This is a genomic window from Microcoleus sp. D2_18a_D3 (assembly GCF_036702455.1).
In the GTDB taxonomy this organism is placed as follows: domain Bacteria; phylum Cyanobacteriota; class Cyanobacteriia; order Cyanobacteriales; family Microcoleaceae; genus Microcoleus.
In genome coordinates, this window is the sequence record NZ_JAUBTK010000028.1 from 1 (window position 1) to 26818 (window position 26818).

The following is a 26818-nucleotide window of genomic DNA, read 5'->3' on the forward strand; positions in this document are numbered from 1 at the left end:
GTTCATTCGATCGTGTGTTCTCTGTTTGACCCTCATGAATGAGTGTCAGTAACATCATACCTCATCTTTCTGAGAAATGCTATAAGTAGTCTAAAATCATTGTAGCATAGGGACAAAAGTTGAATTTTCGGAGATGCCTAATCGTCAGACACTCATTAGACTAAAAAGTTTGGCTATCGTTCTAGAGAACAGATAAAATTCCGACTTTAGGCTAATTAACTGTATTTTTAAATACAGCTTGAATAAATTAAACTCTTAGCATAAATGAAATCCCCAAAGTAGGCTGCCCAAAATTCCCAATTCCAAATTCAAAACTATTGATTTACCCTGCCAGCTTTTTTTGTCCAGCCGATCGCAAATTTCCTGTTCCTCAACCGCCAAATATTGCTGAAACTCAGGTTTTTCAATGCCGCTGCGCCACATTACCAGAGCATCTTCTCCGGTGTCTTCGTAGTACCGTTTCCGCCGTCCTGCCTCTTTAAAACCAAATTTTTTGTACAGTGACACTGCGGCTAAATTAGATTCCCGCACTTCTAAGGTTGCCCGTTCTAATTGTCTATAGTGAGCCTTTTTTAGTAAATCCCAAAGCAGAGCTTGTCCTAAACCCTGACCTTGAAAGCGAGGATGAATTGCCAAAATTGTAATATGAGCTTCTTCTAAAATTGCCCACAGGCAACCCAAACCGATCAGGGTTGGGGTAAGTTTTGAGTTGGGAGTTGCTGGCGAGGAGCTCTCAACACTCAGCGGTTTTGGGTTGAGAATGCTGTTGGGATCGATCGACTCAAGTTCGCTGTCAAATCTTTCTGAGGCGCCGACCTCGGTTTCCGATGCCCACAAACCCAGTAAATCGCTGTTAGGACTGCCTAACTCGCGCCCATAGCCTTCGATCGTCCACAGTCCGCCAAAACAGAGCCGATCGAGTTCGACTGCACTGTTGAGGTCTTCGGTGGCGAGATGTTTAATTTGTAGAAAACGCACGGCTGTAAATTGTACACTGGAAAACACAGTAGCGATTAGCTGTTTGTGGCTAGTTTTGAGTCATGACTCACAAGTCTCCAGACATTAGTCTACTGCCAACGACCAATGACTGCTGATTAATGACTGCCGACTGCTGACTGCTGATTAATGACTGCTGACTAATAACCTAGGATAGTTATTGCGCGATGGTATCAACTCAATCTTTCGGGGTCGAATCGGGACTTAAGTATCTGTCTGAGTCGAAGCCGACCCTGCAAAATCGATCGCCAAATCAAGAACTGTTACCGCTGACAGCCAGTGTTAACAGCAGCGATCGGTTGGAAATCGGAGGCTGCGAGGTGACAGCTTTGGTGGAGCAATTTGGCTCGCCGTTGTATATTTTAGACGAAGAAACGCTGCGGGCGGCTTGTACCCAGTACCGGGATGCTTTCGGGCGTTACTATCCGGGCGAATCTCAAGTGCTCTATGCTTCTAAAGCTTGGAGTTGTTTGGCAGTTTGCGCGATCGCAGCTTCGGAAGGTTTAGGCATAGATGTCGTATCCGCCGGAGAAATCCACACTGCACTGCAAGCCGGCGTCAACCCCGACAAAATCTACTTCCACGGTAACAACAAGTCCCGCGAGGAACTACAGCTAGCTGTCGAAAACGGCTGCATTACCGTAGCCGACAATTGGCGGGATTTAGAGACTCTAGCAGAGTTGGGAGAATCCGGTGTCAGCAGCCTCACAGGTGGGCCGACACGAGTTATGGTGCGGTTTACTCCTGGAATTGAGTGTCACACCCACGAGTACATTCAGACGGGTCAAATCGACAGTAAATTTGGCTTCGATCCCAACTCGCTCGATCGAGTATTTACTTTCATCAGCCAACAGCCGTCGTTATTTTGCGTGGGAGTACACGCTCACATCGGCTCTCAGATTTTTGAACTGCAACCCCATGACGATTTAGCCGAAGTCATAGTTCAGGCCTTGACTAAAGCACAGAGTTATGGGTTGCCAGCAACAGAAATTAATATTGGCGGCGGGTTAGGCATTCGCTATACTGAAGCGGACGATCCTCCCAGCATTGAAGATTGGGCTCGTACAATTTGCTCCGCAGTGGTAGCAGCTTGCGAGCGGCAGCAATTGCCCTTACCAAAATTGCTTTGCGAACCGGGTCGATCGCTCGTCGGTACAGCCTGCGTCACCGCTTATACCGTTGGCTCTAAAAAAGTCATTCCGGAAATGCGGACTTATTTAGCTGTGGATGGAGGGATGTCGGACAATCCGCGTCCTATTACCTATCAATCAGTTTATCGAGTCCTCGCAGCAGGTAAAATGTCTGCTCCCTTAACGGAAACAGTGACAATTGCTGGGAAACACTGCGAGTCAGGCGATGTTCTGATTAAAGATGCCAAATTGCCCGAGTGTCAAGCCGGAGATGTCCTCGCGGTTACGGCCACAGGGGCATACAATTACAGTATGGCTTCTAACTACAACCGAGTACCCCGACCGGCAGCGGTTTTAGTGAGAAATGGGGAAGTTAACACGATTATACAGCGGGAAACTTACCAGGATTTGCTGAGGCTTGACCGCCTTCCTGAACGACTCGGAGCTCCAAAGTAAAAACTTAGAAGTTAAAAGTTAAAAGTTAAAAGAAAGACAATCCATGTTTACTTAGTGATGATTGCCTTTTCACTTTTAACTTTTGCCTTGTTCAGTCACACGATTGGATTGACACTTCCCGGTCTAAAAACACGGGGATTTTCAGCATATTCCTTATAACAACTGTTCATGGTTCATGGGTTCGAGTGCATCACGGTTCGCGGTTCACAGGCGGTAGCGTTCGATGAACCATGAACAATCAACAATCTGGCTTTGACTTTACCCTCGTTCAGTCCTTCTTGATTCAAGGGATCGATATTGGACTGGTTTTTGCCCTTGCGTATTTGGTGCTCGTCATTGTTGGCGAGCGCAGAACGTTGTGGATGGTACGGGGATTTATCATTTTGATGCTGGCGGCGGCGGTGAGCAACTGGGCTGGATTGAGGCTGTTGCACGTTGCCCTCAACAGCTTGGTGACTGGTTCGGCTGTGGCAATGGCGGTAATATTGCAGTCGGAGTTTCGCCGATTTCTGGAACAATTGGGTCGGGGGGAATTTCGGCAATTGTTTGGACGCGATCGCCGACCAAATCCCGAACCGGACAGCGTAATAGATGAAATTGTGGAAGCAGTAAAAGAACTTTCGCAAAACCGCACGGGCGCTTTACTAATTATAGAAACAGATTCTCCGATCGACGATCGGGATTTTTCTGTGCCGGGATTAAAGCTAAATGCTGAAGTTTCTAAAGAATTGTTGCAGACGATCTTTCAGCCGCAAACTTTGCTGCACGACGGAGCTGTTTTGGTTCGAGGTTCGCGGATCGTGTCGGCGGGGGTAATTTTGCCTTTGTCCGATCGCACCGCGTCGCGGCAGTTGGGAACCCGCCACCGGGCGGCGATGGGGATTACGGAACGGGTGCAAGCTTGCGTGTGCGTGGTGGTGTCCGAGGAAACGGGTTCTATTTCTCTGGCGCAGATGGGACTTTTAAATCGACCTTTGACTAGCAACAAACTTAAGGAATTGCTGGAAGCAAAGCTGTTTCCGTCCGAGGGAGAAAGAGTTGTGGCTCCAATTCCGATCGGCAATCTCGGACGCCAGATAGGATTGAAGGGAGTGACGCTATTAAAACGGATACTGCGCCGTTAGTCGGGTAATCGGGAGAAACCATGAGTCAAGGAATTTGCTTGGAAAAGTTGCCGGAGGATCTGCAACAAGAACTACTGCCTAAGCACATAGCAGTGATTATGGACGGGAACGGGCGCTGGGCTAAGAAGAGGGGGTTGCCGCGGATTGCGGGACACCGCCGAGGAGCTAGCACTCTGAAGGAACTGTTGCGCTGCTGCAAAGATTGGGGGATTCCAGCTTTAACGGCCTATGCTTTTTCGACGGAGAATTGGGGGCGGCCGGCCGGAGAGGTGGATTTTTTAATGAGTTTGTTTGAGGGAAAGTTGCGGCAAGAATTGCGGGAGATGGTGGACGAGGACGTGCAAATTCAATTTATGGGGAATTTGCAGGCTTTGCCGAAGTCTTTGCAGGCGGAAATCGAGCGTTCTGTGACGGCCACTCAGCACAATCAGGGGATTTTGTTTACGGTGGCGACGAATTACGGGGGGCGTCAGGAGATTGTACAAGCTTGTCGGGCGATCGCCACTCAGGTGAAAGAGGGCAAGTTGCAGCCGGAGGAGATTGATGAGGTTTTATTTAAACGCTATTTGTATACTGCTGATGTTTGTGACCCGGATTTGCTGATCCGGACGAGCGGGGAAATGCGGTTGAGCAATTTTTTACTATGGCAAATGGCTTATTCGGAAATTTACATTACTGAGACGCTGTGGCCGGATTTTGATCGATCGGAGTTTCACCGCGCTTTGTCTGATTATCAGAAGCGCCACCGCCGATTTGGCAAAGTGTAAATATTTTGGATTTTAGATTTTGGATTTTAGATTAATTTTTCAGTTTCCAATTAGGTAGATTCTGAAATGTATTTCTCAATCTAAAATCTAAAATCGCCAATCTAAAATCAAATTAGGGGCCGGAGAAAACGGCCGCTTCAATGTCCTGACGTGAGAGCGAGTATTTGAATGCTCGCTGAATGTCTTGGCCGTCGGCTCCAGCATCGATGTAGCGGACGGTGAGTTGGTCGATATCGAGGGAGAGTTCTGCTTTCCATGTAAGTTGCTCGATCTGCCAGCAGTGGAGTTCTCGCCGATCTTGCTGGCAGCCGTGGCTTTTTAGCCACTGCTCGATTTCCGGGAGTGGATGGTTGTACAAAGGAGTGTCAGCGGAAGGAAGAGTCATGGGATTTTAGATTTTAGATTTTGGATTTTAGATTGGGGATTTCCGATTGGGGATTTCCGATTGAGGATTGGGGATTGGGGATTTGAGGCTTTAATTGCCGCGAATTAAGCCGATCGCGATCGCCAGTACCAAACATCCGATTAAGGTAGCTCCCATGATAAAGAGGGCGAACATTTCTCCGGGGGAAAGAGGTCGATCCGTGGGGTCTAGGTAAGCGGAGTTGTAAGTTTTTTTGCCGGAGCCCGAAACCGGAGTATCGAAGCCTGGGGGCGGCCCAATCACGTTCAGGCGAGAATAGCCTATTTTGAGGTCGTAGGCGAGGCGACGTTCTGGGTTGCTGAGGGTGGCGTAGGCGTTGTTGAGCTGCTGAAATTTGGCGGTGGCGACTGCGGGGGGCAGCTCGGTGGTATCGGGATGGTAGAGTTTGCTCAGTTCCCGGTACGATCGCCGAATTTCGATCGCTGAGGCTGAAGGATGCAGCCCTAACAAGCCGTAGTAGCTAGAACCCAAGGGGGCTGTTCCTGGCATTTTCTGACTGTGGTTTTGTGCAGTTCCCTCGTTAAGAGTCACCTCAGCGCCTCTGGGCTTGTTGTGAATAGTTTTTGATTATTTTAGAGCAGATTTGAGGGTAGCGCCACTGTCTGCGATGTCGAGGGGTTGAGGGTGGGCGATCGGCTCAAGGTACGATCGCCCACTTTAAACTATGAATTGGTCGATCGCAAATTTTGGACATCCTCAACGCTAAGCCCCGTAACTTGGGCGATCGTGGCATTATCTAGCTGTGAAAGTAATTGTCGGGCGATCGCTAGCGTTTCTTCTCGTTTTCTTTCCTCTCTTGCTTCCTGTATTCCTGCCTGTCTTGCTTCTTCAAAAGCTTTAATAATTGCCCCCTGTTGGTCGTGAATAAACTGTTCCATGCGTTCCAAAGCTTCTACTTCTTCCCGACTTAACCGGGCTTCATTGGCAAGATCGAATGCTTTGTGGATTTCCGGTACGCTATCCATTGTTTCGGGAACTTCTGAGAGAATTCTGGCATATTTCATGAAATATATCCATTTATCTGTCAAAGTTTCTAGTTGACTTGCTTCTTTAGAGAATTTAGGTAATTCTACAAACACTAAATTCATGTCATTTTCCGGATAGTTTAAATTGCTTTTAACTTCTTTATACACAAATCTCGAAATTAAGTTATGGCTGTTGCGAAACATTTCAAAATCTGTAATGGTTAAAGCTATTAATGGCTTGAGCATTCGATAGCCTTCTCCTTTTTGCAATTGAAATGCGTACGTTTTGGCTGCATTGTACAACACCCGATTGCCAGAATATTGAACGTTGAGAACTAGAATTTCAATAATGACTAAGCTGCCATCGTCTAGTTTGGCTGTGACATTGAGGTAAGTATCTTTTAAGCCTTCTAGTTTGGGTGGTAGATTCGGGTTGATGATTTCTAAGTCTTGAATTGTGGGATTGCCTTCATAAATCAAGGCGTTGAGAAAGCTAATTAGAATCTCTTTGCTTTCTGAGGAACCGAAGATTTTTTTGAAGGCATAATCGGTTTTCGGGTTAATAAATATCATAGTTGTCAGATTTAGCTTTGAGGTTATTGGTTTTGTGACCAACCAACGGGATTGGATCTGGGTCAAACTGCTGATTTTGTTTCAGGTAATGGTTTGACATTTTCCGGCAAATGTGCATTGGCGATCGCCAGCACAGGCTCATCGTCCCTGTGTTCGCCGTCGGTGGGAATTTGGCAAGAAATCAGTTCTGTGACGATGCGATCGCCCAGAACATCTTCCCAATCTTGCAACTGTTCTCTGGCTGTGATCGGTGTATTGACAGCCACGTCTACGCCCATTTGCTGAAGGTTGAGGCTGTGGGCTGTCGATCGGCGGTTGACCCATTCCACCAGCCAAACGCTCAATCCGACTGCAGCCATCAAAGGCAAGACAATCCGGTAATCGCGGGTTAATTCAAACATCAACAGGATGGCTGTCAGCGGTGCTCGGGCGCTGCCGGCGAGGACGGCTGCCATTCCCACCATTGCGTAGGCGGCAGGGCCTGCGACTCGATCGCTCATTGCCGGCAGCATTTCCAAAAAGAGGCCGTAAGCCGAACCCAGGGAAGCTCCCAAAAACATCGCCGGAGCGAAGATGCCGCCCACTAAACCGCTGCCGAGGCTGATTGCGGTCATCGCCAGTTTGACAAACAGTAACAGCAGCAGCAAAGGCAAGGAAAATTTAACATCTTGGAGCATTGCTTGGACTGTTTCGTAGCCAACACCCAAAATTTGAGGCAATTGCAGGGCGACTAAGCCGACTCCGGCCCCGCCGATGATCGGGTGAAGCGGCCGGGGCAGTCGTCCGAGCCAAGCAAATCCTCGGACTTTTCCTTGAAAACAGGCCTCGGCTAATTGAATTGCTTCTGTGTAGGCTAGGGAGACTCCGCTCGCCAGAAGTCCCAATCCCATGTAAAGAGGCAGTTCAAGGGGGCTGCGGACATCGTAGACTGGCAAAGAAAAAGCCGGCTGAGCTCCCAAGCAGATTTGAGCGATCAGCGCGGAAACTACGGCGGAGAGCAAGACTACGCTGACTGACGAAGTGGCGAAGGTGCTGCCGAGCACGACTTCTAAGGCAAAGAAGACTCCGGCGATGGGAGAGTTAAACCCGGCGGATAAACCTGCAGCAGCTCCGGCGCCCAGGAGCAAGCGCTGCCGTTCTGGGGAGAGCTGTAAGACTTGAGCCAGCAGCATTCCGAAGTTGGCGCCGATTTCGACACTGGGGGCTTCCGGGCCGAGGGATGCGCCGGTGCCGAGGGAAACTGAGGCTGCCACCATTTTGGTGATGGGTTTGAGGGGGGAGAGTTCTTGCAGGCCGCGGGTGGCTGCAATTAAGGAAGACATATTCGGGCCAAAGTCCCGAAACCGCCAGCGCATCAGCCCGATGATGACTCCGCCGAGGGTGGGAATGCAGGCTAGCGTCCAAGAGCCTTTCGAGGCGATCGCCCCCATGAAGTCTTCCAGCATCACGCTGTGGATGAAGTGGATGAGGTAGTGAAAGGTGACGACGCCTGCGCCCGTAACTCCCCCGATGACTAGGGAGAGGATGAGCAGGAGGGTTTCTGGGCTGGGGTGCAGGCGGTTGAATAGCGGGCTTAGTCGGGAGGCTTGGGGAGTTGCTGCGGTTGGCCCGGGTGGCGGCAGATCCACAGGAGGGATGGCTCTCATTTAGCGGTTAATTCTTCGGTGAGAAGTTATATAATATTACAATTTATTTCTTATTTTCATTTTGAGTGATTTTAGGGGAATTGACAACTTAATTAAGGCGTATTTTAGGGTAAATTTTTGGGGCTGGCCGCTGGGATGGAATGACTGATTCTGAGGAGCGGCGGATTTGGCGTGATTGTATACTCACTTACATTCAAACTTAGATACACTCTCGCGATAATCCTAATTAACTATATTTATAGTTTTGGCGCTTAGGTCGATCGCATGAGTGAACTTGCAATCTCATATAACTCAGTGAAACACAACTTTCAAATTAAAGAATTGGCGATTTGAGGCTTTACCTTAAAACCACTAATCCCAAACCACAAATCTCAAATCTCAAATCCCTCGATCGTGCATAATATCACATCGGTTGTTGAGTGGGCGGGATTCTTGGTCGGGGTTTGGCGATCGACATTAGCGGATCGCCGATGGTGGTGACTTTCCAGGGTGGGGATTCTAGCTGGCGTGCTGCGATTAAAAAGGGTGATCCTCGCTTTAGGCGATCGACCATTAATTTAGGTGGAATAAATGCCGATAAAAAAGGTTCGTTGACGCTGCCAATATATGCGTAAGCACCATTCTCTAGCCACCTTCCGGCAACGGTGTTTGTGTCATCGGGCGCTGCTGCTGACCAACTGTGGATCATGTGGATTGCTGCGGGAAATTGAAGTTTTGGTAGGTCTTCAACTGAAGCGTCGCCGTTGCCGACTTGGAATGATTTTGGATAGCCTTTGGAATTCATTAATATTAAGTCAAATGTCCACGGTTTTGAGGCTAAACTCCGCCACTTTTCCAGGCTCGATTCTGGTTTCTGCACTACTTCGACATTTAAACCTATGCTTTTTAGTCCGCTAGCTGCTTCTTCCATTTCATATTTTGCCCAATTTCCTTCCTTGGGGTAACTGTCATAAAGCATGGCTGTTTCGGTATCGAGAAATATGGCACACATGGCTTGATAGATCGATCGCACCTCGGAACCGTAAATCCAGCCAACAGCCGCCCAGCGTTCGCCGTTGGGATGCCTTCCCAAACCGTCGGTAACGGCTAGTTGTTCGTCGGGTTTTTCAGGAGATTGATATTTGACTGCTAGTTGGCGTACAATGGTTATTGTGTCGATCGCGTCTGCGAGTTGAGAGTAAAAATATCCGGTTGATTCGACAGCTTTTGTAACTGCTAGTTGCAGAGTTTTCCACTGTGTGTTATTGAGGGTATCGTTGGGTTTCCCGAAGTTGCCTTCTACCAATACTAAAGGTTGGCCGTGAGCGGCTGCTAAGGCAACTGCTGCTGATCGTGCGGGGTCGTTTTCTGATGTGATTACTACTCCTGGGGGTTCCCAGCCGAGTTGCGTCCATTTTGCTTTTAAGGTTGGAGTATCGGTGGCATTCCAGGCGGCTGCTGCGCTGTTGAGCATTAATTGCTGGAGTTTTTGATTTTTTGGCAGTTGCTGTTTGATGCTTGGCAAACGGACTATTTCTTCGGGTTGAAAGCGCTGCAAAAACATGGGCGCATATTTTTTGTCTTCGATGAGAATAGGCCAGTTTCCTTTGAGATTCCATTTTTGGATTGCTGCTAAGAATGTGGCTTCGTCGGGTACTAAAACTACGCGGTTGACTGTTGGTATATTTTCGCGGACGATGGCTGATCGGAGGCCTGTTTGAATTGGCCAGGGTTCTTGTTTGGCTGAGGCGGGAAGTTGAAAGGGTTTTTTGAAAAGGCGATCGCATCCGACACCGATTATTGCTAAGCTTACAATAAGTGCGATCGTCAGGAATTTAAATTTAAATGGTTTTTTCATAGGGGCAGGGGAAGGAAGGAACTAGGTTATAAATACGAACAATTATCGAAATATTTTTAGGGGCTGGAAGCAGATGTTTAGAGGTGCGGGGCAAAGTAAGATTGTAAGTGCGATCGGGCTGGCAACTTTTAGTATTATTGCCTTAGCAACTACAGGTTTAATAATTTTCGCAGCGAACCGTTCGTCAGTCAAGCATCAAGTCCGGCAATTGCTGACAGCGAGGGAATGTCAAGGTTGCAATCTTTCCGGGGCGAATTTGAGCGAAGTTTTTCTGGAAGGCGTCAATTTAGAAAAAGCCAACCTGAAAGATGCCAATTTGTGGAGCGCGCATTTGGTAAAGGCTAACTTGAAACAGGCAAATTTGGCTGGGGTTTACCTGATAAGCAGCAATTTGGCAGGGGCAAATTTGGAGGGAAGCAATCTAGAAACTGCGTTTTTAGAGGATGCTTATTTGGGAGCTAGTAACTTGAAAAATGCCAATTTAAAAGGTGCTTTCATGAAAGGAACTTTTCTGGTTAATGCTAACTTGGAGGGTGCGAATTTGGAGGGGGCGAATCTGTGGATGGCCAACCTGGAAGCGGCTAATTTAAAGGGTGCTAATTTGAGGAATGCTTTGCTGGTTAGTAGCAAGTTAGCAGGAGCGAATTTAAAGGGGGCCATTATGCCTGACGGGACAAAGCATGAATAATTTTCGGGTTGATTCCTGTTAATAGATTCCGGGAATTAGTTTTTTGACTTTTTGGCGGTACTCTGAATAGTCTGGATATTTTTTGGTTAACCAGGTTTCTTCTCGGTTGGCTTTGATCTCGAAAAGTATTATTAATAGTGCGCTGGCTATTAAGTGGGATATGCTCATTTGAAAAAGTGTCCAGCCGAGGGCTGCTAAAATTAAGCCGCTGTATAATGGATGCCGCACTATTCCGTAAATGCCTGTTTGGACTAATTCTCCGTCTTCTCTGGGATATGGTAAAGGTGTGAGGTTTTTTCCTAAGTCTATCAATCCTTTGATGATGAAAATTAATCCGGTTAAGCCTAGAATACTGGCCATAAACCAGATAATATAAAGTAAGTGGGTTGATTGAATTTTTAATCCTGGCAGTTGATAAACTGGTAAGATTACAAATCCTGTGAGCAATCCTCCTTGAAGCAAAACTAAATATTCGCCGCGGCTGTTATTGCGCCAGCCTTCGCGCGTGAAGCCCCAGTCAGTTAAGATTTTCATAGTAAGACAAAGTTCGGCAACGGATTATGTAACGGATGTAACGGATGTAACGGATGTCAGGAAGAGGGAAGTTCGGCAACGGATTATGTAACGGATGTAACGGATGTAACGGATGTCAGGAAGAAGGAAGAAGGAAGAGGGGAGAGGGGAGAAGGAAGAGGGAAGAGGGAAAAGGGGAGAAGAAAGTGAACTGTAGGTTGGGTAGAGTGAAGTAAAACCCAACCTACGGCGAACAGGGAACAGCGAACAGTCAACAGTCAACAGTCAACAATTAACAAATTTATTCTCGCCAAGGACGTGTCATTAATTCTAATTGATTGACTTCATCTTGGCTCAAATTCCAGCCTAAAGCGCCTGCATTTTCTTGGGCTTGTTTGGCGGTTTTGGCGCCGGGAATGGGGATGACTCCGTTTTGGCATATCAACCAGTTTAGGGCAACTTGGGCGGGCGTGCGATCGCGCTTTCTGCCCATTTTCCGCAGGGTGGACATGACTAATTCGATTTTTTCGAGGCCGCTTTTACTGAAGCGGGAGTCCATTTTGCGGGCTCCTGTAGGTGGTTCTTGGGCTGTATATTTGTCGGTAAGCAATCCTTGGGCTAAGGGGCTGTAAGCTAAAATTGTGACGCCCAATTCGCGGGCTGCACTCACAATTCCTTGTTTTTCTACTTGCCGCGACAGCAAGGAGTACCGGACTTGATTTGTTGCTAGGGGAACGCCTCTTGCTGCTAGTATTTTGTGGGCTTGCCGCATCTGTTCTACTGAATAGTTGCTGACTCCTACTGCTTGAATTCTGCCTTGTTTTACTTCCTCCGCTAAGGCGTTCATCAGGGTTTCTTGACTGAGTAAAAAAGTGAAGGGCCAGTGCACTTGGTAGAGGGCTATTTGTTCTACTTGCAAGCGTTTTAAGCTGGCACTCAAGGCTTCGGAAACTGATTTTCCTGTAATCCGCCAAGGTACGGGGCCGAATTTGGTGGCTATTTGCACGGGTTGGCTGGTTTTTTTGATAAACTGCCCCAGCAATTCTTCTGACAAGCCGTTACCGTAGACTTCGGCTGTGTCGAAGAAGTTGACTCCGCTGTCTAGGGATGTTTTGAATGCTGCTTCGACTTCGGCGGCGCCGTAGTTGCTGCCGTAGTTCCAAAATAGTTTGTCGCCCCAAGCCCAAGTTCCGACGCACAGGGGAATGACGGCTGGGCCATTTTGTCCTAGGGTAATGGTTGTCACGGTTGGTAAATCCACAGTTATTGATTCTCTTTATTTTTATATGAATTTATACGAATAATCGCGATCGAGCTTCTAGCCGGGGGAGGAAAGGCGGCGGGTTGCGATATCTCAGTTACTATAAATTCAAATGCTCTGTTTATTTCAATAGTTATGTCGATCGACCGTTTGCCAGATTCAAGATTAACAGATTCCGCGACTCCTGCTATCAAGAGAGTTAGCCTCGTGACTATGTTCCGGTTGGGTTTGTTTCAGATGGGATTGGGCATGATGTCGATTTTGACCCTGGGGGTGCTCAATCGCGTGATGATTAAAGAGTTGGCGATTCCGGCTACTGTGGTGGCTGGTACGCTGGCTATGCACCAGTTTGTCGCCCCGGCTAGGGTGTGGTTCGGGCAAATGTCTGATGCTAGGCCTTTGTTTGGCCATCACCGCACGGGTTATGTGTGGATGGGCGGGGTTTTGTTTGTGATTTCTGCTTTTTTGGCGGTGCAGGTAATGTGGCGCTTGGGCGGCAGTTTGGAGGCTGTGGGGTGGACGACTCCTACTTACGGTTGGGTGGGTTTGTTGGGTTTGATTTTTGCGCTTTACGGTATTGCTATTTGTTCGAGTTCGACTCCTTTTGCTGCTTTGTTGGTGGATGTTTCGGATGAGGAGGATCGATCGAAGTTGGTGGGTATTGTTTGGTCGATGCTGATGGTTGGTATTATTATCGGGGCGATTGTTAGCAGTGGTTTGCTGAAGCAAATTGATGGGGATGTGCCACGGGAAGTGTTGCAGGCTTCGATTAATGGTTTGTTTGTGAAGGTGCCGGCGCTGGTTTTGCTGTTGGTGGGGATTGCAACTTTTGGGGTTGAGAAAAAGTATTCGCGGTACGGGGTGCGATCGTCCGCAGTGAATCGAGAAGATAAAATTACTCTGGGAAGTGCGCTGCGAATTTTGACTGCTAGCCGCCAAACTGGTTTGTTTTTTACTTTCCTGCTGATTATGACAATTTGCTTGTTTATGCAGGATGCGGTTTTGGAACCTTACGGCGGGGAAATTTTTAAGATGCCGATTTCGGAAACTACGCGGTTGAATGCTATTTATGGTACTGGTACTCTGATCGGTTTGGCTACAACTGGTTTTTTCATTGTGCCGCGCATTGGCAAGCAAAATACGATTAGGTTGGGCTGTTTGTCGGTGGCGGCTTGTTTTGGTTTAATTATTTTATCTGGATTTACAGGAAATCCAATTGTGTTTAAGTCGGCTTTAATGTTGTTTGGTTTAGCTTCGGGAATTACGACGACGGGTGCGCTGAGTTTGATGTTGGATTTGACTGCTGCGGAAACTGCTGGGACTTTTATTGGCGCTTGGGGTTTGTCGCAGGCGATGGCGCGGGGTGTGGCGACGATTAGTGGCGGTGCTATTTTGGATTTGGGCAGAAGTTTGTTTGGGGTGCCGATGTTGGCTTATGGGTTGGTGTTTGCGGTGCCGGCGGCGGGTATGATTCTGGCTGTTTGGCTGTTGGGTAGGGTGGATGTTCGGGAGTTTCAGGATAATGCTAAAAGTGCGATCGCCACTATTCTTGAAAATGAATTAGACTAAGGTTTGTAGTGAGAACTTTAGTCCTCATTCTCTTGTTAATCAAGGGCTTCAGTCCTTAATACAAAAAAACTGCAAATGAAAGATTTTTGGGATTCTATTTTAAGTTTTTCTCAGACTACTGTCAAGACAGTCGGCCAGCAGTTTTTGAAAGATTTCGGTTCTGCACAAGCAGATGAGAAGGATGATGGGAGTTTGGTTACGCAGTCTGACAATTGGGCGGATGCGGAGATTAGAAGTGCGATCGCATCTACTTTTCCCAGTCACGGAATTTTGAGCGAGGAAGGAGAACACGTTTTCCCAGATAATGAATGGTGTTGGGTTGTCGATCCTCTGGATGCTACGACTAATTTTGCTAGGGGAATTCCGATTTGGGGGATTTCTTTGGGTTTATTGTATCGCGGAACTCCGGTTTTTGGCTGCGTGCATTTGCCACCGGTGAATCAATCTTTTCACGGTTTTTATGCAGGGGATTTGGCGGGCGACAACGTATTGGCAAATATGCCTCAAGGTGCGTTTTTGAACAATCGACCGATTTGTCCGAGTGCTGATAAGATGAGCGGGAATCATATTTTTAATTTGTGTTCCCGGAGTGTGGGAATGGGGCCTCATCTTCCGAGTAAAGTTCGGATGTTGGGTATGGCTAGTTACAATTTTTTGACTGTGGCTTCGGGTGTGGCTATGGGAGGGGTGGAAGCGACTCCCAAAATTTGGGATATTGCGGGGAGTTGGGTAATTGTAAAGGCGGCGGGTGCGGTTTGGCTGCCGCTGGAATCCCAGGGGATTTTTCCGCTGGAAGTGGGGAAGAATTACGGGAGAGTTTCTTATCCGACTTTGGTGGTGAACCGGCAGGAGTTGGTGTCGGTGTTTTTGCCGTTTGTGGAGGCTTGGAAGAAGAAAAAAATGGGGTAATTTACGCGCGAGTGAAGCAATCCCGTAGGAAATCGAACAATTATTAAATAAAACTGCAGGGCAGGCGTGACGGAGGAGTCTCCCACGCCTGCCGTGCTGTTTGGAAGAAATATACCGACCGATGACCGATGGTTTAAGTATGCCTACCCTTGTCTATTTCTGCCAATCTGCGATCGGGTGGTTTTATTTTACGTCGATCGGGTGATGCGGTTTCGGTACAATTTGTGGTAAGTTTTCCACTAGCTATTATCTCTCTGAAATAAAATTATACCCGTTTTCAAGTAGAGGCACAAGAGTAGACCTCTTGCAAAAAAAATATGTGTTCTCCTTAAGAGTTTGCTCAAGTTTAGGTCAAACTTTGAATTATGGGGTTGATTGGCATCTCCTTAAACTTGCCCAGCCTGCTAGATTATAAAATTGGCTAAACTTTCCATAATAGCACAAAATTATTTTGCAAGAGGTCTAGTAAATTGATTTACTGCGGTGTGGGAAAAAGTAGATAAGTGGTATATTGGCTATGTCGAAGAGTTAGCCTGTGGGAAGATACAAGAATAAACTTTGGAAGAAACTCGGAAAAGTCTGCGGTTGGCGATCGCACTACTCTCGATAGCACAATTCTCGCATCCGATTTGCTGACAGCGGCAGTCCCAATTCTACCAGCGTTTGTAAATACTCGTCAGGCGTTTTTGGCGGATTTTTGAGCCGGATTCTTTGTTTCTCGGCTGCTTTGCATACTGTTTGCCAGTTGAGGTCAAGCAAGTCTAAAATAAAATCATCTGGATGCTGGGCTAAAATGTCGTAAGGTGCAAGAGCTTCTTCAGGAAAATCTCTGAGATTGAAAGTAATAATAAACTTAGAACGAGAGTGAATTGCAGCAGCGAGGACATGACGATCGCCCGGATCGGGAAGTTCTAACTCTTGTATAATTGTCTCATAGCCTTGCACCAAGCAATTTTCAACACTAGCATTCATTAATCTTTTGGTTCGGGAAAGCTGTTCAAATCTTATATCGGGACGGTTTATAAGTACATTTCTCATCCACTCGTCGTGAATTTCTTCACTCCAACGTGCCTCAACTATGTCGGTAGTTGCCAACTCTACAAACAAGTCACGAAGAGATGCCGAATACAAAACATTTGCATCGTAAATAACAGTTAAAATTGCCATTTTTTAAGGGTACAAACCGAGTGCTTCTGATTCAGAGACAAGCATATCCATAATTTTACTGCTTTCTTCGGAACTTTGTTTCTTATAGTCCATTAAATCTTCGTAACGTATCCGCCGACTGTTCCTAACTGTCTTGTAAGGGATTTTTCCCGCATCCAGCAACTCCCGCATATATTTATCGGAAACTCCCAGAATGTCTGCTGCTTGATAAATATGAAGTTCTTTAGTAATTGGAGTTAGCTTGACAGTATTGCCGCTGCTTGTTTGCTGCAAAATCGCTAATAGCAGTGGCAATGCTGCGGCAGGTATGTCAATTGTTTTTCCCTCTTTTTCGTTTAATATCAATTTGAGGGATTCGCCAGACGGATGATTTTGCAAGTGCGATTCTAAAGCGCGGCTGCTGGTTTTGGCAACTGCGGCTTCTGCTGCTGTCGGCAAAGCAGGTGCTGAGTCGGGATCTCCGGTGAATGTCATGTTAATTTGGGGGTGAGAATAACAGCCAATCGACTCTGATCGTAGCAATTTTGCGAGGCGATCGCACTTGATGCAGCTAGCAAAATAACAGATGCTGGGATTGGGACACAACATTGCTGTGTCCCAACTGCAAAATGAATTTATTGCTTCAGGCGATTAATTTCGACAGCACATTAGACAACTTAGCACCGAGATTCTCAACAGAGTCCTGCTGTTTGGCATCTTTCATCGTACCGTCAGCATTAAATGCTTCAAAAGCTTGGGGAATTGCTTTCTGATCGGGGAGTACCAATACGTTAATATTCCCCAGGATCGATCGCAAATGCACTAATCCCCGCAAACCGCCCATTCCGCCTGGGGAAGCACTCATAATTACCGCTACTTTGCCAGTAAATGCCACCAATCCCGGTTCACCCGGTGCTGGGCGCGATACCCAATCGATCGCATTTTTCAACACAGGCGTAACTGAACTGTTATACTCAGGGGAAGCTATCAAAAACCCGTCATGCGCTACCATCAATTCCTTCAATTTACGCGCATTTCCTGGCACTCCCTCTTTTGCTTCCAAATCTTCGTCAAATAGCGGCATCGGCAAATCGCGCAAATCTACATAAGTAACTTCTGCACCCGCCGCCGTAGCCCCAGCCGCCGCAACTTTTACCAGCAGTTTGTTATAGGATGCTTCGCGGGTACTCCCGGCAAATGCAAGTATTTTTGGTCTAGTGTTCACGGTATTTCCTGATATTTTGACAAGATAATCTTGACATTTCCAAGCTAAATTTTAGCAAAGGAAGGGGCTCGCTGTCTCTTTCATTAAGATATATTAGTTAAATAAATTGTCGCCACTAAAAAACCGGGCAGGCGTGACTGAGGAGTCTCCCACACCGGGCGCGCGGTTTGTAGTAAATATAACCCAATACGGTTCACTTAAGACTCCTTATGCTCGGAGATCCCCCTAAATCCCCCTTAAGAAGGGGGACTTTAAGAGCTTTCTTGTTCCCCCCTTTTTAAGGGGGGTTAGGGGGGATCTGTCTTAAGTGAACTGTATTGAAATATAACCGACCGATGACCGATATGTAAAGTGTGCCTTGGTACATCGAGTTTCTGCAATCTGCGATCGGGTGATGCGGTGGGATTTAATTTTTATTAAGTCCGATCGTCGATCGCGCAATCTTGGGGTAACATTCAACTTAAGAAACACCAAAATAATTTTTTAGAAAACACAAAACAGCAGTACAAAAAGGCTGGTATCGCCCTTCCCCATTCATTTGTTGACAAACTTGAGCTAATAATTCTGCCTCTTCCTGTGTTATTCCTTCCAGTGCTTCAAATGCTTGCTTTCGTCCCTCTGTTAAGTCAAAATGATTGAGTCCCAAAACTTCAATGGTTCTTTGAGCATCTTTTTGATGAGCTAAATTATTTGCAGTTGGCAGTATCTCACCAGCGCTAGAGTAATCAAAAAATTCTTCACAGTTGGCTTGTAGGGGCGAAACCCCGATCGCAAGATTCTTCTTCTTATTGCCACAATACTCTGGCCAATTTGGATATCTGCCACAAGAGCCTAGCATATTTGTGTAATCAAGAGATAATTCGGAATCAGTCTTGATCTGGGGGGCTAGATGTTCAATATGGCTATTGCTTTGCTCAACTCTCATACAGCAGTAGCAGCAAATATAGCCTTGTTCACTTAGCAAAGAAATGTGTACCGCTTTTTTCTCAGGGTTGGAAAGATATTTGTAATCATAGTTGACACCGAGAGACTTCTGTGTAGCCTTCCAGTCGGAAAAATTTTTAGGTTCTTTCCCCTTTTGAATATATTTCATTTAGTGAGAATTTCCTTGCGTTGAATTAGCCAATCTGCTCTCACAAATTCAGGATCTTCTTCTCCCATCCTGTGTGCTAATTCTTGGCGAAATTGCCGTGCCTCTCCGAGTTCGCCATTGTCTATCAAGCGAAACAATTCACGTAAAGATTCTCTAATTTGCTGCGGACGTTCGGGAGTTCCCATAAGCGTTTCTAGAATCCGATTGCTATCTTTCCCAAAGGATGGTACTCGATCGATCGCAATTCCTTCAGATGTTGACCTCAAAAGATGAACCCATTTGAGATCGCTGATTACCTGTGGCGAATGAGTCGTAATTATAAACTGGCAATTTGGGAATGTTTTTTTCAGATTCGGAATAATCGCCCGTTGCCATTTTGGGTGCAAGTGGAGCTCAATCTCGTCAATCAAAACAACGCCGGAACCCTCAAGCGGATTGCAATCTGGATTCGGATTTGCGATCGCCAAACGCCTTGCTAAATCTCCTGCTAGTGCTAACAAGCATTTTTCACCATCAGATAGTTGATTGACGATCAGTTCATCGCCTTCTTTGTTTACAGTCATTCGTAAAGGCGATCGCCTAACCCGTAAATTTGACCAGCCGTCTAGTAAGTTAGCGATCGCATATCTGACTGCTTTTAGTTCGCGATCGCGATACTCATTAGTATTATTGAGTCGTAATTCGTTTTCTAAATCTTCCCGATCTCTAAACCATTCAAAAAAGCGCCTAAAATCGATCTGCCCTCCCGTGAGAATCTCGTCATAAGCAGTTATCTGCTCAAACGAATGTTTCGTCCTAATCTTCAAAGGAATATCAAGTACGGCACGGTTAGTTGGGTAGTAAACAGCCAGAGGCAATGCTGCGTAAGAATTAGCCTCTAACTCACTGTGTATGCGATCGACAACTCTTTTTAATTCCCCAAGGTTGCTGCTAGTATCCTTGCTTCGCCCTTTACTGACCTTGGTTAAAGACCATACCACTTCCCAGTCATTGATTGAAATTGTAATTTCGTTGTGAGTTTCTTTGCATCCTTTTTTGATATCATCTTCGTTGAAAGAACGTCCATTACTATTGGGAGTTTGAATTCGCTTTGTCAGCCAGGAGAGAAGAATAGCCAAACACTCAAGTATGCTGGATTTTCCCACACCGTTGATACCGATGAACACGGTCGGCTCATCTGTATCAAACTCCAGGGTCAAATCGCTGATGCCTCGGAATGAGTTCATTTTTAGACGCTTGACTTTCACGATTTGGTTCTCGCTCTGGCTTAGTGGGTTATATTTTTGAGATCATATCAAATCAATGCTTCCAAACAAAGTCAGCAATGGGTCTATCTGCCGACAAAGGAAGATTTTCAGTGGAATTGAATAAAACCGATCGCATTTTTACCTTCCCGACTCCCAAACGCCTCTCGACGCGACTGGGAATGCCGTAACCGTAAATAATGTGCCCTTTTCCCGCCAACACCACAACTTGATAGTCGGGGTTTGCTTTGACAAATTCAGCTATTTTTTCCGCCATAGTTTCGTCCCACAAAACTTGGGCTTGCAAGAATCTTTCAAAAGCCGTACTATTTCCCTGTCCTGCCTTTTGGTGTTGCTGGAAAACTTCTAGCAGCAGTTGCCGATATTCGGCGTTGTCGGTGCGAATTTCGGATATTGGCGGAATGTGCTTTTTTTCCTCCGCAGTGAGGCTTTCTAAACCTTGACGGGCAACTTTTCTCGTTACTTCGGATGGTGTATTTAAGGCGAGGACGGGTAGTTGATTTTCTTTGGCAAACCGCAAAATGGGGGCGTAAGATTCCCAGGGAAAACGCCATCTGCGATCGTACTCTGTTTGCTCGACTAATTGCTGTTCAGTCAGTTTACCTGCTAAGTAGTTGTCGATCGCACTTTGAAAGGGACGCTGAAACATTTCCATCGCGATCGCAATTTTCCGATTTTGCCGCTGCATTTCTCGGATAATCGCCAGTTGAGCTTGGTGGTCTTCCGCGCTATCGTGGGTTTCTCCCAGATACACGACTTTTGCCTTCACCAACTGTTGCAGAATCTCTTGGTTAGTGTAAGTCTGCCCAGGTTGAGGGTTCGCCGTGGTTTGCGCTGTGACTGCGCTGCTGCACAGCAGAAAGATACTCAGCGATAAGGCGCACAGTTTGATGAGTTTGGTTGTTTTCATACAGATATTATGCCGTTTCTCGCAGCAGCAAGCACAGCCGAACTCTAGTATTTTAGCTGAGCAGCTAGAAAGCTCAATCCTTAATTTAACTTCATAATTATCCGCCGTTACTTCTAAAAATGTAAAGTTTAGTTGCAGGTACTTGCGCTTCTAGAAGAAGGTGCTAAATTAATAATATGAAGCGAACAAAAAGCTTCTCTGACAGATACAACCTCTAGATACCACAGCGAAGTTCACAATAAAATCTAAGGAGTAAAAACGCTGTTTAATCTCACATCTGTCTCATTAAAAACCAATAGCAGCACCCACCAACAAAGCTGATACTTCCTCAACTAATTAGAGGGGAGCAATGCAACTGAATCCGAGGATTATTGCAACTCCACATCGAAGTTGAAAAAAGAGGAAATCACTCGGTACATATGGCTGGGTGCTGTTGTTGTTAAAAGAGATTTTCGGTTTGTGATGTTTTTTTCAGTAGAGGCAGAGCCTCTAGATATGCGTTACCGGGCAGAGCCTGGTAACGAGCCTAAACTGAGAAAAACTAGAAAATTACTGGAAAATTGTCTCGTCTTCCTTTCGCCACGCGGGATCATCGACGATACAAATAAATATTAGTGGCTCTGTGCCACGGTTGTAAATAAACTGCTTGGCGTTTGGCGGAATCTAAACTGCATCTCCGGCTTCCACGAATTGATTTTCGTCGTCGATGTGCATTTCTCCAACGCCGCTGAGGATGTAGTAAACTTCAGAAGTTGTTAGGGAGTGCAGCGCAGAAGTTTGTCCCGGTGGCAAAGCGGCGTGGGCTAAACTGTAACGCAAATCCACAGCTTGTTTGTCTGGATGCAGTAATTCTCGCAGTTGAGTACCGTCGCCAGCAATAAACTCGTCGCAGGCATTTAGCTTTTGAATCAGCATTCTTTCCACACTCCTAAAAATCTCTTTACCACAACTTAAGTTTAATTGAAAGAGCAAGAGATGTTAAGAAATATGTAAAGCGGCGGCCGGATTTTTTAACCGTAAATTCCCGAATGCCCTCGATAATCAGGACAGTCGATCGCATCTTCAGATAAAGCTATAGTAGGCTGAACGGGACACTTGAGGTGGTAGTCGCCGGTGAAAAATACGCAGTTAGCACAAGGGATTTGGTGCATCCGCTGAGCTCGACGCAGGGAGTCGGTGACAGTACGCCCGACACTCAAACACAGCAAAAAAACTAAGCCCCAGGCGGACACAAAACACAGCGGGACTAAAATAGGCTGTATTGCCTTAAGCAGAAAGTAAAGCATAGCAAGAAAATTTAGCGGTATAAGCCACACATACATTACAGTAGTGGAATTGCCGATCGATCGACCAAAAAGTTTAGAATCCTTTACAGCTCGATCGAGAAACCGGGCAATTATGGCATGATAAGGAGCAGTCCTTAAATAAATTTAGAGGAAATCAGTTATGACTCTGCGATTAGGCGATACAGTTCCGAACTTTACCCAAGCTTCCTCTGAAGGGGAAATCAATTTCTACGACTGGGCTGGCGATAGCTGGGTCGTGTTGTTTTCCCACCCGAAAGACTATACTCCAGTGTGCACCACAGAACTCGGTGCAGTGGCCCGTCTAAAGTCTGAATTTGAAAAGCGGGGGGTCAAAACCATTGCTCTCAGCGTCGATGATGTGGATTCTCACATGGGCTGGATTAAAGATATTGAGGAAACTCAAAATGTTACCCTCAATTATCCGATTTTAGCAGATGGCGATCGTAAAGTCTCCGACATTTACGACATGATCCATCCCAACTCGCTGAACAACTTAACAATCCGCACAGTTTTTGTGATTGACCCGGAAAAGAAATTGCGTTTGAGCATTACTTATCCGGCGAGCACTGGTCGGAATTTTAATGAAATTTTGCGAGTAATTGATTCCTTGCAACTTACGGACAAATACAGCGTTGCAACTCCGGTTGATTGGAAAGATGGCGACGATTGCGTAATCGTACCTTCGATTACCGACCCGAAAGAGTTGGAAGAGAAATTTCCTAAAGGTTATACGCCGATTAAGCCTTATTTGCGGATGACTCCTCAGCCGAATAAATAGGTTTAATTTACCACCCTGTTTGTAGTCAGGACTTCAGTCCTTCCCTCTTTTTTATGAGGACTGAAGTCCTCACTACAAACACAGAAATTATTAGGAATTACGCCTGGGGCCAAGAAACCGGGTTTTTTACGAAAATACTTGGTTATAGCCCGGAGATTTGATAAAAAACCCGGTTTCTTCCATCGCGCCGCGCGTAAGTCCTGATTATGCAATTTTGTTTGAGAATTGAGATTTGAGGAAAGGCAAAATGCTGTCATCTCCGATCATACTGCGAATGCCGCCAGAGTTGCAAATGACAGAAGACCAATTTTTTGAGTTTTGTCAATTCAATCGAAACTTGCGAATAGAACGCAACCAGCGGGGAGAAATACTATTGTTGACTCTCGTTGGGGGCATCAGCAGCAACCGCAATGCTATTTTAACTGGAGAACTGGGAATTTGGACAAAGGGATACGGAACTGGCATTGCCTTTGCTTCTTGTACGGGATTTACTTTATCGATCGGCTCCGTGCGATCGCCTGACGCTTCTTGGATTAAACTGGAAAGGTGGAATGCTTTATCAAAAGCACAGCAAGAAAAATTTGCACCAATTTGCCCTGACTTTGTAGTTGAACTCAGACCCGATTTTGAGGACTTAAAGCCATTGCAAGAAAAAATGCAAGAATATATGAGAGAACCCGGAGTGCAGTTAGGCTGGTTAATTGACCGCAAAAATCGGAGAGTTTATATTTACCGTCCTGGTTTGCCAGAGGAATGTTTGGAGAATCCCGCGACAGTCAGCGGCGACCCCGTTTTGCCGGGATTTGTACTCAATATGAGCAAGATTTGGTAAGCTTAGTATAGGAGCAACCATCGAGGAAATCAATTATGTTGACATCAACTATTGTGTTGCGAATACCGCCCAAATTGCAAATGACAGACGACGAGTTTTTCGAGTTCTGTCAAATCAATAGTGAGTTACGAATTGAACGCAACAAATCGGGAGAATTGCTAATTATGCCTCCTACTGGTTCGGAGACGGGAAACCGAGAAGGTAATATATTTGGGCCACTGTGGGTTTGGGCAGAACAAAATGGTACTGGTTTAGCGTTTACTTCGAGTACAGGATTTACTCTGTCAACAGGTGCAGAAAAGTCGCCGGATGCTGCTTGGATTAAACTGGAACGGTGGAATGCTTTGTCACCCGAACAAAAACAAAAGTTTGCCCCGATTTGCCCGGATTTTGTAGTAGAACTGAGGTCGGCTTCTGACAATCTCAAGCCATTGCAAGAAAAAATGCAAGAATATATGAGAGAACCAGGAGTGCAGTTAGGCTGGTTAATTGACCGCAAAAATCGGAGAGTTTATATTTACCGTCCTGGTTTGCCAGAGGAATGTTTGGAGAATCCGGCGACAGTCAGCGGCGACCCCGTTTTGCCGGGATTTGTACTCAATATGAGCAAGATTTGGTAGAACTGGTAGCAATAAATATCAACTTATTGTAAAAATTAATCATAGGATACACACACGCAAAAAATATGGATATCAAAAACGGCTTTGTAGGCACAATCGGCAACACACCACTAATTCGCTTAAACAGCTTCAGCGATGAAACTGGCTGCGAAATTCTCGGTAAAGCAGAGTTTCTCAATCCCGGCGGTTCCGTTAAAGATAGGGCCGCTTTATACATCATCAAAGATGCAGAAGAAAAAGGCTTGCTGAAACCGGGCGGCACCGTTGTTGAAGGAACTGCCGGCAATACAGGCATCGGTTTGGCCCACATTTGCAACGCTAAAGGTTACAAATGTTTGATTGTGATTCCCGATAACCAATCTCAAGAAAAAATCGATGCTTTGAAAACCTTGGGCGCTGAAGTTCGGACTGTTCCCGCTGTTCCTTACAAAGACCCGAATAATTATGTCAAATTGTCGGGAAGATTGGCTTCGGAAATGGAGAATGCAGTCTGGGCCAATCAGTTTGACAATTTAGCCAACCGCCGAGCTCATTACGAGACAACTGGCCCGGAAATTTGGGAACAAACAAACGGGAAAATTGATGCTTGGGTAACAGCTACGGGTACCGGCGGCACTTTTGCGGGCGTAGGAATGTTTTTGAAAGAAAAAAATCCTGCTGTTAGAATTGTCTTGGCAGACCCGATGGGCAGCGGGCTTTACAGTTATTTCAAAACTGGGGAAATTAAGACTGAAGGCAGTTCGATTACTGAGGGAATTGGTACCACCCGCGTCACTGCTAATATGGAGAATGCCCCGGTAGACGACGCCATCCAAATTGACGATACTGAAGCTGTCCGGGTGATTTACCAACTGCTGAGGAAAGAAGGACTGTTTATGGGCGGTTCTGTGGGGATTAATGTAGGGGCGGCTGTGGCTTTAGCGAAGCAAATGGGGCCGGGACATACGATTGTTACGGTACTCTGCGACGGCGGGGCTCGGTATCAGTCGCGTTTGTTCGATCGACAATGGTTGGCTTCCAAAGGTTTGTCACCAGATTAACCGTAGGGTGCGTTGCGGCGCACCTTAAAATCTGGGCATATATAAAATCTGGGCGTATATGCGCGCACCTATTCCCATGATAAAAAAATAGCATATATGTAGCAGAATGTCAAGTAAAAAACATGAAAATCACAGAATCTTCTAGGCAAGTTCTTGTTTGCCAAAACCGCACTTGTCGCAAGCAAAATTCAGCAAAGGTACTGGCAGCTTTTCAGAAATTGTCGCCCTCAGAAGTGGAAGTTGTTGCTAGCAGTTGTTTGGGACAGTGCGGCAACGGGCCGATGGTGTTAATGTTGCCAGAAGAGGTTTGGTACAATGGCGTTTGCCCTGAAGAAGTTGCGGCAATAACTGAGCAACATTTGCGGGGAGGAAAGCCGGTGGAGAGGATGCTTTACCGCAAGTTTCACCGACTTTCTCATTAGCCGATCGCCCGCCTTTAAAATTCTTCGGCAAACAATCGGCGGAGAATTTCCGTGACTTCGGCGCAAAATCTGGCGTCGAGTTCGATCGCCAAGCGATCGACACTGCTGGAACCGCCTACAGCTTTTTCTGCCCGCAAACTCATGGCTAAAGTTCTGAGTTTTGCCGGCTTTCCCGCCGCCTTGGGCCGCTCGTCAACAAACCGCACTAAAGCCACATAAACTGTTTCTAGGGTTCCCCTGATCGAGCTCAGTCCGTAACCCAATTTTGAGATAATTACTGGAGAAGTGATGAGGCTATCCATCCCCAAAGTTTTAATTGCTACGTCTACATATCGAGCGGTGTCATGTCCCATTGCTCTGACAATGCTTTCTAAGCTGTTCCACTGAGATCCTTTCATGCGCGATCGCTGTTCGATATGGAAGTGCCATCCTAACATGGAAATTAGCCTGGTTAAGTCATAAGCAGATACGGAATTTTTTTGTTTGGTGCTGTTTAATGCGGCACTTAGCAACACTTGTTTTTTGGTGAGATCGAATATTTTTGGGTTGGTGAGATAAGGATTTTCGCCGTAATCGCCGCGAAAAATTAGGTCATTATTGCCAGTAGCGCTCTTGAGCCATTGCTCTAGTCCTATGCGAGTATCGAAGCGTTTGAACATCGCGGCTAAGGAGTTTGAACTTCCTATATTGGAGGCATAGTTAATCATGTCTTTTGCTACATCGTAAAAGTAAAAATCGTGTCTTAGCCCGTTGCCATCTCTAACAACGCAGTTGTCAATGTCGCAGTCGGGATATTTGGTATTTACTTGACTGACGATATTAAGGAGTGCGATAATTTTAGTGGCACTCCACTGTTCAGCATTGGTAAGTGCGTTTTTTCCCAGCCACTGCGCCTGAATTTTGCCCTCTACAAAAGTACCAATGCAAACGCAGGCTTCTTTGATGTCTTCGTGGAGAAAACTTAAAGCTTGAGAGTTAATTTGAGGTAGTTCTCCCAGGCTGGGAAACGGGGTAAGTTTGAGGGGATTATTGGGGCCGGGAATAGAGCTAATTACTTTTAAGCCGTCGGGTTTTTGTTTGAGATAATCGGGATAGTTTTTAATTTCTTGTTGGTAAGGAGATTTTTCAATACCCCGGTCTAAAAAGGCTAGTTTGTTTATGTTAGCTTTGGCATCTATTTCCATTTGAAGGTAGTTTTTGTAGATGCGCGCTCGGTCTTTTGCGAGTTCCAGGGAGGTGAGGTTCATGATAATTGTTGGCAGCTTGTTACGAATAAGTAAATCACTATACTAGGATTTACGCAAACAAACCGGGTTTCTCTG

The 26818-nt window shown here is 46.2% G+C and carries 30 protein-coding genes; 13 read left to right on the plus strand and 17 right to left on the minus strand.

The features are described from left to right. Positions 1-255: 255 nt before the first annotated feature. Positions 256-978 carry a ribosomal protein S18-alanine N-acetyltransferase gene (gene rimI / locus QUB06_RS15095; protein WP_333435940.1) on the minus strand — a complete coding sequence of 241 codons (723 nt, stop codon included), beginning with the start codon at positions 976-978 and terminating at the stop codon, positions 256-258. A gap of 185 nt (positions 979-1163) precedes the next feature. Here rimI and lysA point away from each other — a divergent pair, with 185 nt between their 5' ends. From lysA to QUB06_RS15110, 3 genes are all read left to right on the plus strand, one after another. Further along, a complete protein-coding gene (gene lysA, locus QUB06_RS15100; protein ID WP_333435941.1) occupies positions 1164-2582 on the plus strand; it encodes a diaminopimelate decarboxylase in 1419 nt (472 codons plus the stop codon). Between the two features lie 230 nt (positions 2583-2812). Next, positions 2813-3706, plus strand: coding sequence for a diadenylate cyclase CdaA (cdaA, locus tag QUB06_RS15105; RefSeq protein ID WP_333435942.1), 894 nt, complete (start codon positions 2813-2815; stop codon positions 3704-3706). 20 nt (positions 3707-3726) lie between these two features. Then, positions 3727-4473, plus strand: a complete 747-nt coding sequence (locus QUB06_RS15110; RefSeq protein WP_333435943.1) for an isoprenyl transferase — start codon at positions 3727-3729, stop codon at positions 4471-4473. 112 nt (positions 4474-4585) lie between these two features. Here QUB06_RS15110 and QUB06_RS15115 read toward each other — a convergent pair whose 3' ends face one another. From QUB06_RS15115 to QUB06_RS15135, 5 genes are all read right to left on the minus strand, one after another. Next, a complete protein-coding gene (locus QUB06_RS15115) occupies positions 4586-4858 on the minus strand; it encodes a DUF3143 domain-containing protein (RefSeq protein ID WP_333435944.1) in 273 nt (90 codons plus the stop codon). A 90-nt stretch (positions 4859-4948) separates the two neighbouring features. Further along, a complete protein-coding gene (locus QUB06_RS15120; protein ID WP_333435945.1) occupies positions 4949-5386 on the minus strand; it encodes a J domain-containing protein in 438 nt (145 codons plus the stop codon). Positions 5387-5559: 173 nt separating this feature from the next. Further along, positions 5560-6435 (minus strand): Rpn family recombination-promoting nuclease/putative transposase, encoded by an 876-nt coding sequence (locus QUB06_RS15125; RefSeq protein ID WP_333435946.1) that lies wholly within the window; start codon positions 6433-6435, stop codon positions 5560-5562. Positions 6436-6497: 62 nt separating this feature from the next. Further along, positions 6498-8081, minus strand: a complete 1584-nt coding sequence (locus QUB06_RS15130) for a chloride channel protein (protein ID WP_333435947.1) — start codon at positions 8079-8081, stop codon at positions 6498-6500. Positions 8082-8484: 403 nt separating this feature from the next. Further along, positions 8485-9918 carry a hypothetical protein gene (locus tag QUB06_RS15135; RefSeq protein WP_333435948.1) on the minus strand — a complete coding sequence of 478 codons (1434 nt, stop codon included), beginning with the start codon at positions 9916-9918 and terminating at the stop codon, positions 8485-8487. A 73-nt stretch (positions 9919-9991) separates the two neighbouring features. Between QUB06_RS15135 and QUB06_RS15140 the strand changes: the two genes are divergently transcribed. After that, entirely contained in the window at positions 9992-10606 is a 615-nt protein-coding gene (locus tag QUB06_RS15140; RefSeq protein ID WP_333435949.1) for a pentapeptide repeat-containing protein, read from the plus strand. A gap of 18 nt (positions 10607-10624) precedes the next feature. Here the strand turns inward: QUB06_RS15140 and QUB06_RS15145 are convergent, their stop codons facing one another. Next, positions 10625-11140 (minus strand): isoprenylcysteine carboxylmethyltransferase family protein, encoded by a 516-nt coding sequence (locus QUB06_RS15145; protein ID WP_333145734.1) that lies wholly within the window; start codon positions 11138-11140, stop codon positions 10625-10627. A gap of 53 nt (positions 11141-11193) precedes the next feature. Between QUB06_RS15145 and QUB06_RS15150 the strand changes: the two genes are divergently transcribed. Then, the gene (locus QUB06_RS15150) at positions 11194-11355 is read left to right on the plus strand and encodes a hypothetical protein (RefSeq protein WP_333435950.1); all 162 of its coding nucleotides are present in this window, start codon (positions 11194-11196) and stop codon (positions 11353-11355) included. Positions 11356-11420: 65 nt separating this feature from the next. Here QUB06_RS15150 and QUB06_RS15155 read toward each other — a convergent pair whose 3' ends face one another. Continuing rightward, entirely contained in the window at positions 11421-12365 is a 945-nt protein-coding gene (locus QUB06_RS15155; RefSeq protein WP_333435998.1) for an aldo/keto reductase, read from the minus strand. A 150-nt stretch (positions 12366-12515) separates the two neighbouring features. Here QUB06_RS15155 and QUB06_RS15160 point away from each other — a divergent pair, with 150 nt between their 5' ends. The 3 genes from QUB06_RS15160 to QUB06_RS15170 all read left to right on the plus strand — a co-directional run bounded on the left by QUB06_RS15160 (position 12516) and on the right by QUB06_RS15170 (position 15089). Further along, on the plus strand, positions 12516-13949 hold the full coding sequence (locus QUB06_RS15160) for a BCD family MFS transporter (RefSeq protein ID WP_333435951.1): 1434 nt from the start codon (positions 12516-12518) through the stop codon (positions 13947-13949). A gap of 75 nt (positions 13950-14024) precedes the next feature. Continuing rightward, positions 14025-14858, plus strand: a complete 834-nt coding sequence (locus tag QUB06_RS15165; RefSeq protein ID WP_333435952.1) for an inositol monophosphatase family protein — start codon at positions 14025-14027, stop codon at positions 14856-14858. A 66-nt stretch (positions 14859-14924) separates the two neighbouring features. Further along, positions 14925-15089: a hypothetical protein gene (locus QUB06_RS15170; RefSeq protein WP_333435953.1), complete on the plus strand. Its 165-nt coding sequence runs from the start codon at positions 14925-14927 to the stop codon at positions 15087-15089. A gap of 366 nt (positions 15090-15455) precedes the next feature. Here QUB06_RS15170 and QUB06_RS15175 read toward each other — a convergent pair whose 3' ends face one another. The 8 genes from QUB06_RS15175 to QUB06_RS15210 form a co-directional block, all read right to left on the minus strand. After that, positions 15456-16025 (minus strand): PIN domain-containing protein, encoded by a 570-nt coding sequence (locus QUB06_RS15175; protein WP_333435954.1) that lies wholly within the window; start codon positions 16023-16025, stop codon positions 15456-15458. A 3-nt stretch (positions 16026-16028) separates the two neighbouring features. After that, positions 16029-16613 (minus strand): helix-turn-helix domain-containing protein, encoded by a 585-nt coding sequence (locus QUB06_RS15180; protein ID WP_333435955.1) that lies wholly within the window; start codon positions 16611-16613, stop codon positions 16029-16031. 34 nt (positions 16614-16647) lie between these two features. Next, the gene (locus QUB06_RS15185; RefSeq protein ID WP_333435956.1) at positions 16648-17229 is read right to left on the minus strand and encodes an NAD(P)H-dependent oxidoreductase; all 582 of its coding nucleotides are present in this window, start codon (positions 17227-17229) and stop codon (positions 16648-16650) included. A 460-nt stretch (positions 17230-17689) separates the two neighbouring features. Further along, a complete protein-coding gene (locus QUB06_RS15190; protein WP_333435957.1) occupies positions 17690-18322 on the minus strand; it encodes a retron system putative HNH endonuclease in 633 nt (210 codons plus the stop codon). Next, positions 18319-19569, minus strand: a complete 1251-nt coding sequence (locus tag QUB06_RS15195) for an AAA family ATPase (RefSeq protein ID WP_333435958.1) — start codon at positions 19567-19569, stop codon at positions 18319-18321. Before QUB06_RS15195 ends, QUB06_RS15190 begins: the two co-directional genes overlap by 4 nt. Positions 19570-19621: 52 nt before the next feature. Continuing rightward, entirely contained in the window at positions 19622-20497 is an 876-nt protein-coding gene (locus QUB06_RS15200) for a ChaN family lipoprotein (protein ID WP_333435959.1), read from the minus strand. Between the two features lie 663 nt (positions 20498-21160). Further along, positions 21161-21412 (minus strand): cupin domain-containing protein, encoded by a 252-nt coding sequence (locus QUB06_RS15205; RefSeq protein ID WP_333435960.1) that lies wholly within the window; start codon positions 21410-21412, stop codon positions 21161-21163. A 95-nt stretch (positions 21413-21507) separates the two neighbouring features. After that, on the minus strand, positions 21508-21783 hold the full coding sequence (locus QUB06_RS15210; protein ID WP_333062925.1) for a hypothetical protein: 276 nt from the start codon (positions 21781-21783) through the stop codon (positions 21508-21510). Between the two features lie 160 nt (positions 21784-21943). Between QUB06_RS15210 and QUB06_RS15215 the strand changes: the two genes are divergently transcribed. The 5 genes from QUB06_RS15215 to QUB06_RS15235 all read left to right on the plus strand — a co-directional run bounded on the left by QUB06_RS15215 (position 21944) and on the right by QUB06_RS15235 (position 25496). Next, positions 21944-22582: a peroxiredoxin gene (locus QUB06_RS15215; RefSeq protein ID WP_006632618.1), complete on the plus strand. Its 639-nt coding sequence runs from the start codon at positions 21944-21946 to the stop codon at positions 22580-22582. A 247-nt stretch (positions 22583-22829) separates the two neighbouring features. After that, positions 22830-23414 carry a Uma2 family endonuclease gene (locus QUB06_RS15220; RefSeq protein ID WP_333435961.1) on the plus strand — a complete coding sequence of 195 codons (585 nt, stop codon included), beginning with the start codon at positions 22830-22832 and terminating at the stop codon, positions 23412-23414. Between the two features lie 35 nt (positions 23415-23449). Then, positions 23450-24034: a Uma2 family endonuclease gene (locus tag QUB06_RS15225; protein WP_333435962.1), complete on the plus strand. Its 585-nt coding sequence runs from the start codon at positions 23450-23452 to the stop codon at positions 24032-24034. A 65-nt stretch (positions 24035-24099) separates the two neighbouring features. After that, the gene (locus tag QUB06_RS15230) at positions 24100-25074 is read left to right on the plus strand and encodes a cysteine synthase A (RefSeq protein ID WP_333039694.1); all 975 of its coding nucleotides are present in this window, start codon (positions 24100-24102) and stop codon (positions 25072-25074) included. A gap of 122 nt (positions 25075-25196) precedes the next feature. Then, positions 25197-25496, plus strand: coding sequence for a (2Fe-2S) ferredoxin domain-containing protein (locus QUB06_RS15235; RefSeq protein WP_333435963.1), 300 nt, complete (start codon positions 25197-25199; stop codon positions 25494-25496). 14 nt (positions 25497-25510) lie between these two features. On the opposite strand, the gene QUB06_RS15240 is transcribed toward QUB06_RS15235, so the two are convergent. Then, positions 25511-26743, minus strand: coding sequence for a hypothetical protein (locus tag QUB06_RS15240; protein WP_333435964.1), 1233 nt, complete (start codon positions 26741-26743; stop codon positions 25511-25513). Positions 26744-26818 lie beyond the last annotated feature (75 nt).

Bases quoted from the DNA above. Each gene is read 5' to 3' on its own strand.
- QUB06_RS15205 (WP_333435960.1), bottom strand. From the start codon at position 21,412: ATGCTGATTCAAAAGCTAAATGCCTGCGACGAGTTTATTGCTGGCGAC.
- QUB06_RS15140 (WP_333435949.1), top strand. From the start codon at position 9,992: ATGTTTAGAGGTGCGGGGCAAAGTAAGATTGTAAGTGCGATCGGGCTG.
- QUB06_RS15210 (WP_333062925.1), bottom strand. From the start codon at position 21,783: ATGCTTTACTTTCTGCTTAAGGCAATACAGCCTATTTTAGTCCCGCTG.
- QUB06_RS15125 (WP_333435946.1), bottom strand. From the start codon at position 6,435: ATGATATTTATTAACCCGAAAACCGATTATGCCTTCAAAAAAATCTTC.
- QUB06_RS15145 (WP_333145734.1), bottom strand. From the start codon at position 11,140: ATGAAAATCTTAACTGACTGGGGCTTCACGCGCGAAGGCTGGCGCAAT.
- QUB06_RS15240 (WP_333435964.1), bottom strand. From the start codon at position 26,743: ATGAACCTCACCTCCCTGGAACTCGCAAAAGACCGAGCGCGCATCTAC.
- QUB06_RS15190 (WP_333435957.1), bottom strand. From the start codon at position 18,322: ATGAAATATATTCAAAAGGGGAAAGAACCTAAAAATTTTTCCGACTGG.
- QUB06_RS15200 (WP_333435959.1), bottom strand. From the start codon at position 20,497: ATGAAAACAACCAAACTCATCAAACTGTGCGCCTTATCGCTGAGTATC.
- lysA (WP_333435941.1), top strand. From the start codon at position 1,164: ATGGTATCAACTCAATCTTTCGGGGTCGAATCGGGACTTAAGTATCTG.
- cdaA (WP_333435942.1), top strand. From the start codon at position 2,813: ATGAACAATCAACAATCTGGCTTTGACTTTACCCTCGTTCAGTCCTTC.
- QUB06_RS15150 (WP_333435950.1), top strand. From the start codon at position 11,194: ATGTCAGGAAGAGGGAAGTTCGGCAACGGATTATGTAACGGATGTAAC.
- QUB06_RS15135 (WP_333435948.1), bottom strand. From the start codon at position 9,918: ATGAAAAAACCATTTAAATTTAAATTCCTGACGATCGCACTTATTGTA.
- QUB06_RS15180 (WP_333435955.1), bottom strand. From the start codon at position 16,613: ATGTTGTGTCCCAATCCCAGCATCTGTTATTTTGCTAGCTGCATCAAG.
- QUB06_RS15110 (WP_333435943.1), top strand. From the start codon at position 3,727: ATGAGTCAAGGAATTTGCTTGGAAAAGTTGCCGGAGGATCTGCAACAA.
- QUB06_RS15235 (WP_333435963.1), top strand. From the start codon at position 25,197: ATGAAAATCACAGAATCTTCTAGGCAAGTTCTTGTTTGCCAAAACCGC.
- QUB06_RS15115 (WP_333435944.1), bottom strand. From the start codon at position 4,858: ATGACTCTTCCTTCCGCTGACACTCCTTTGTACAACCATCCACTCCCG.
- QUB06_RS15165 (WP_333435952.1), top strand. From the start codon at position 14,025: ATGAAAGATTTTTGGGATTCTATTTTAAGTTTTTCTCAGACTACTGTC.
- QUB06_RS15215 (WP_006632618.1), top strand. From the start codon at position 21,944: ATGACTCTGCGATTAGGCGATACAGTTCCGAACTTTACCCAAGCTTCC.
- QUB06_RS15230 (WP_333039694.1), top strand. From the start codon at position 24,100: ATGGATATCAAAAACGGCTTTGTAGGCACAATCGGCAACACACCACTA.
- QUB06_RS15220 (WP_333435961.1), top strand. From the start codon at position 22,830: ATGCTGTCATCTCCGATCATACTGCGAATGCCGCCAGAGTTGCAAATG.
- QUB06_RS15225 (WP_333435962.1), top strand. From the start codon at position 23,450: ATGTTGACATCAACTATTGTGTTGCGAATACCGCCCAAATTGCAAATG.
- QUB06_RS15120 (WP_333435945.1), bottom strand. From the start codon at position 5,386: ATGCCAGGAACAGCCCCCTTGGGTTCTAGCTACTACGGCTTGTTAGGG.
- QUB06_RS15130 (WP_333435947.1), bottom strand. From the start codon at position 8,081: ATGAGAGCCATCCCTCCTGTGGATCTGCCGCCACCCGGGCCAACCGCA.
- QUB06_RS15160 (WP_333435951.1), top strand. From the start codon at position 12,516: ATGTCGATCGACCGTTTGCCAGATTCAAGATTAACAGATTCCGCGACT.
- QUB06_RS15175 (WP_333435954.1), bottom strand. From the start codon at position 16,025: ATGGCAATTTTAACTGTTATTTACGATGCAAATGTTTTGTATTCGGCA.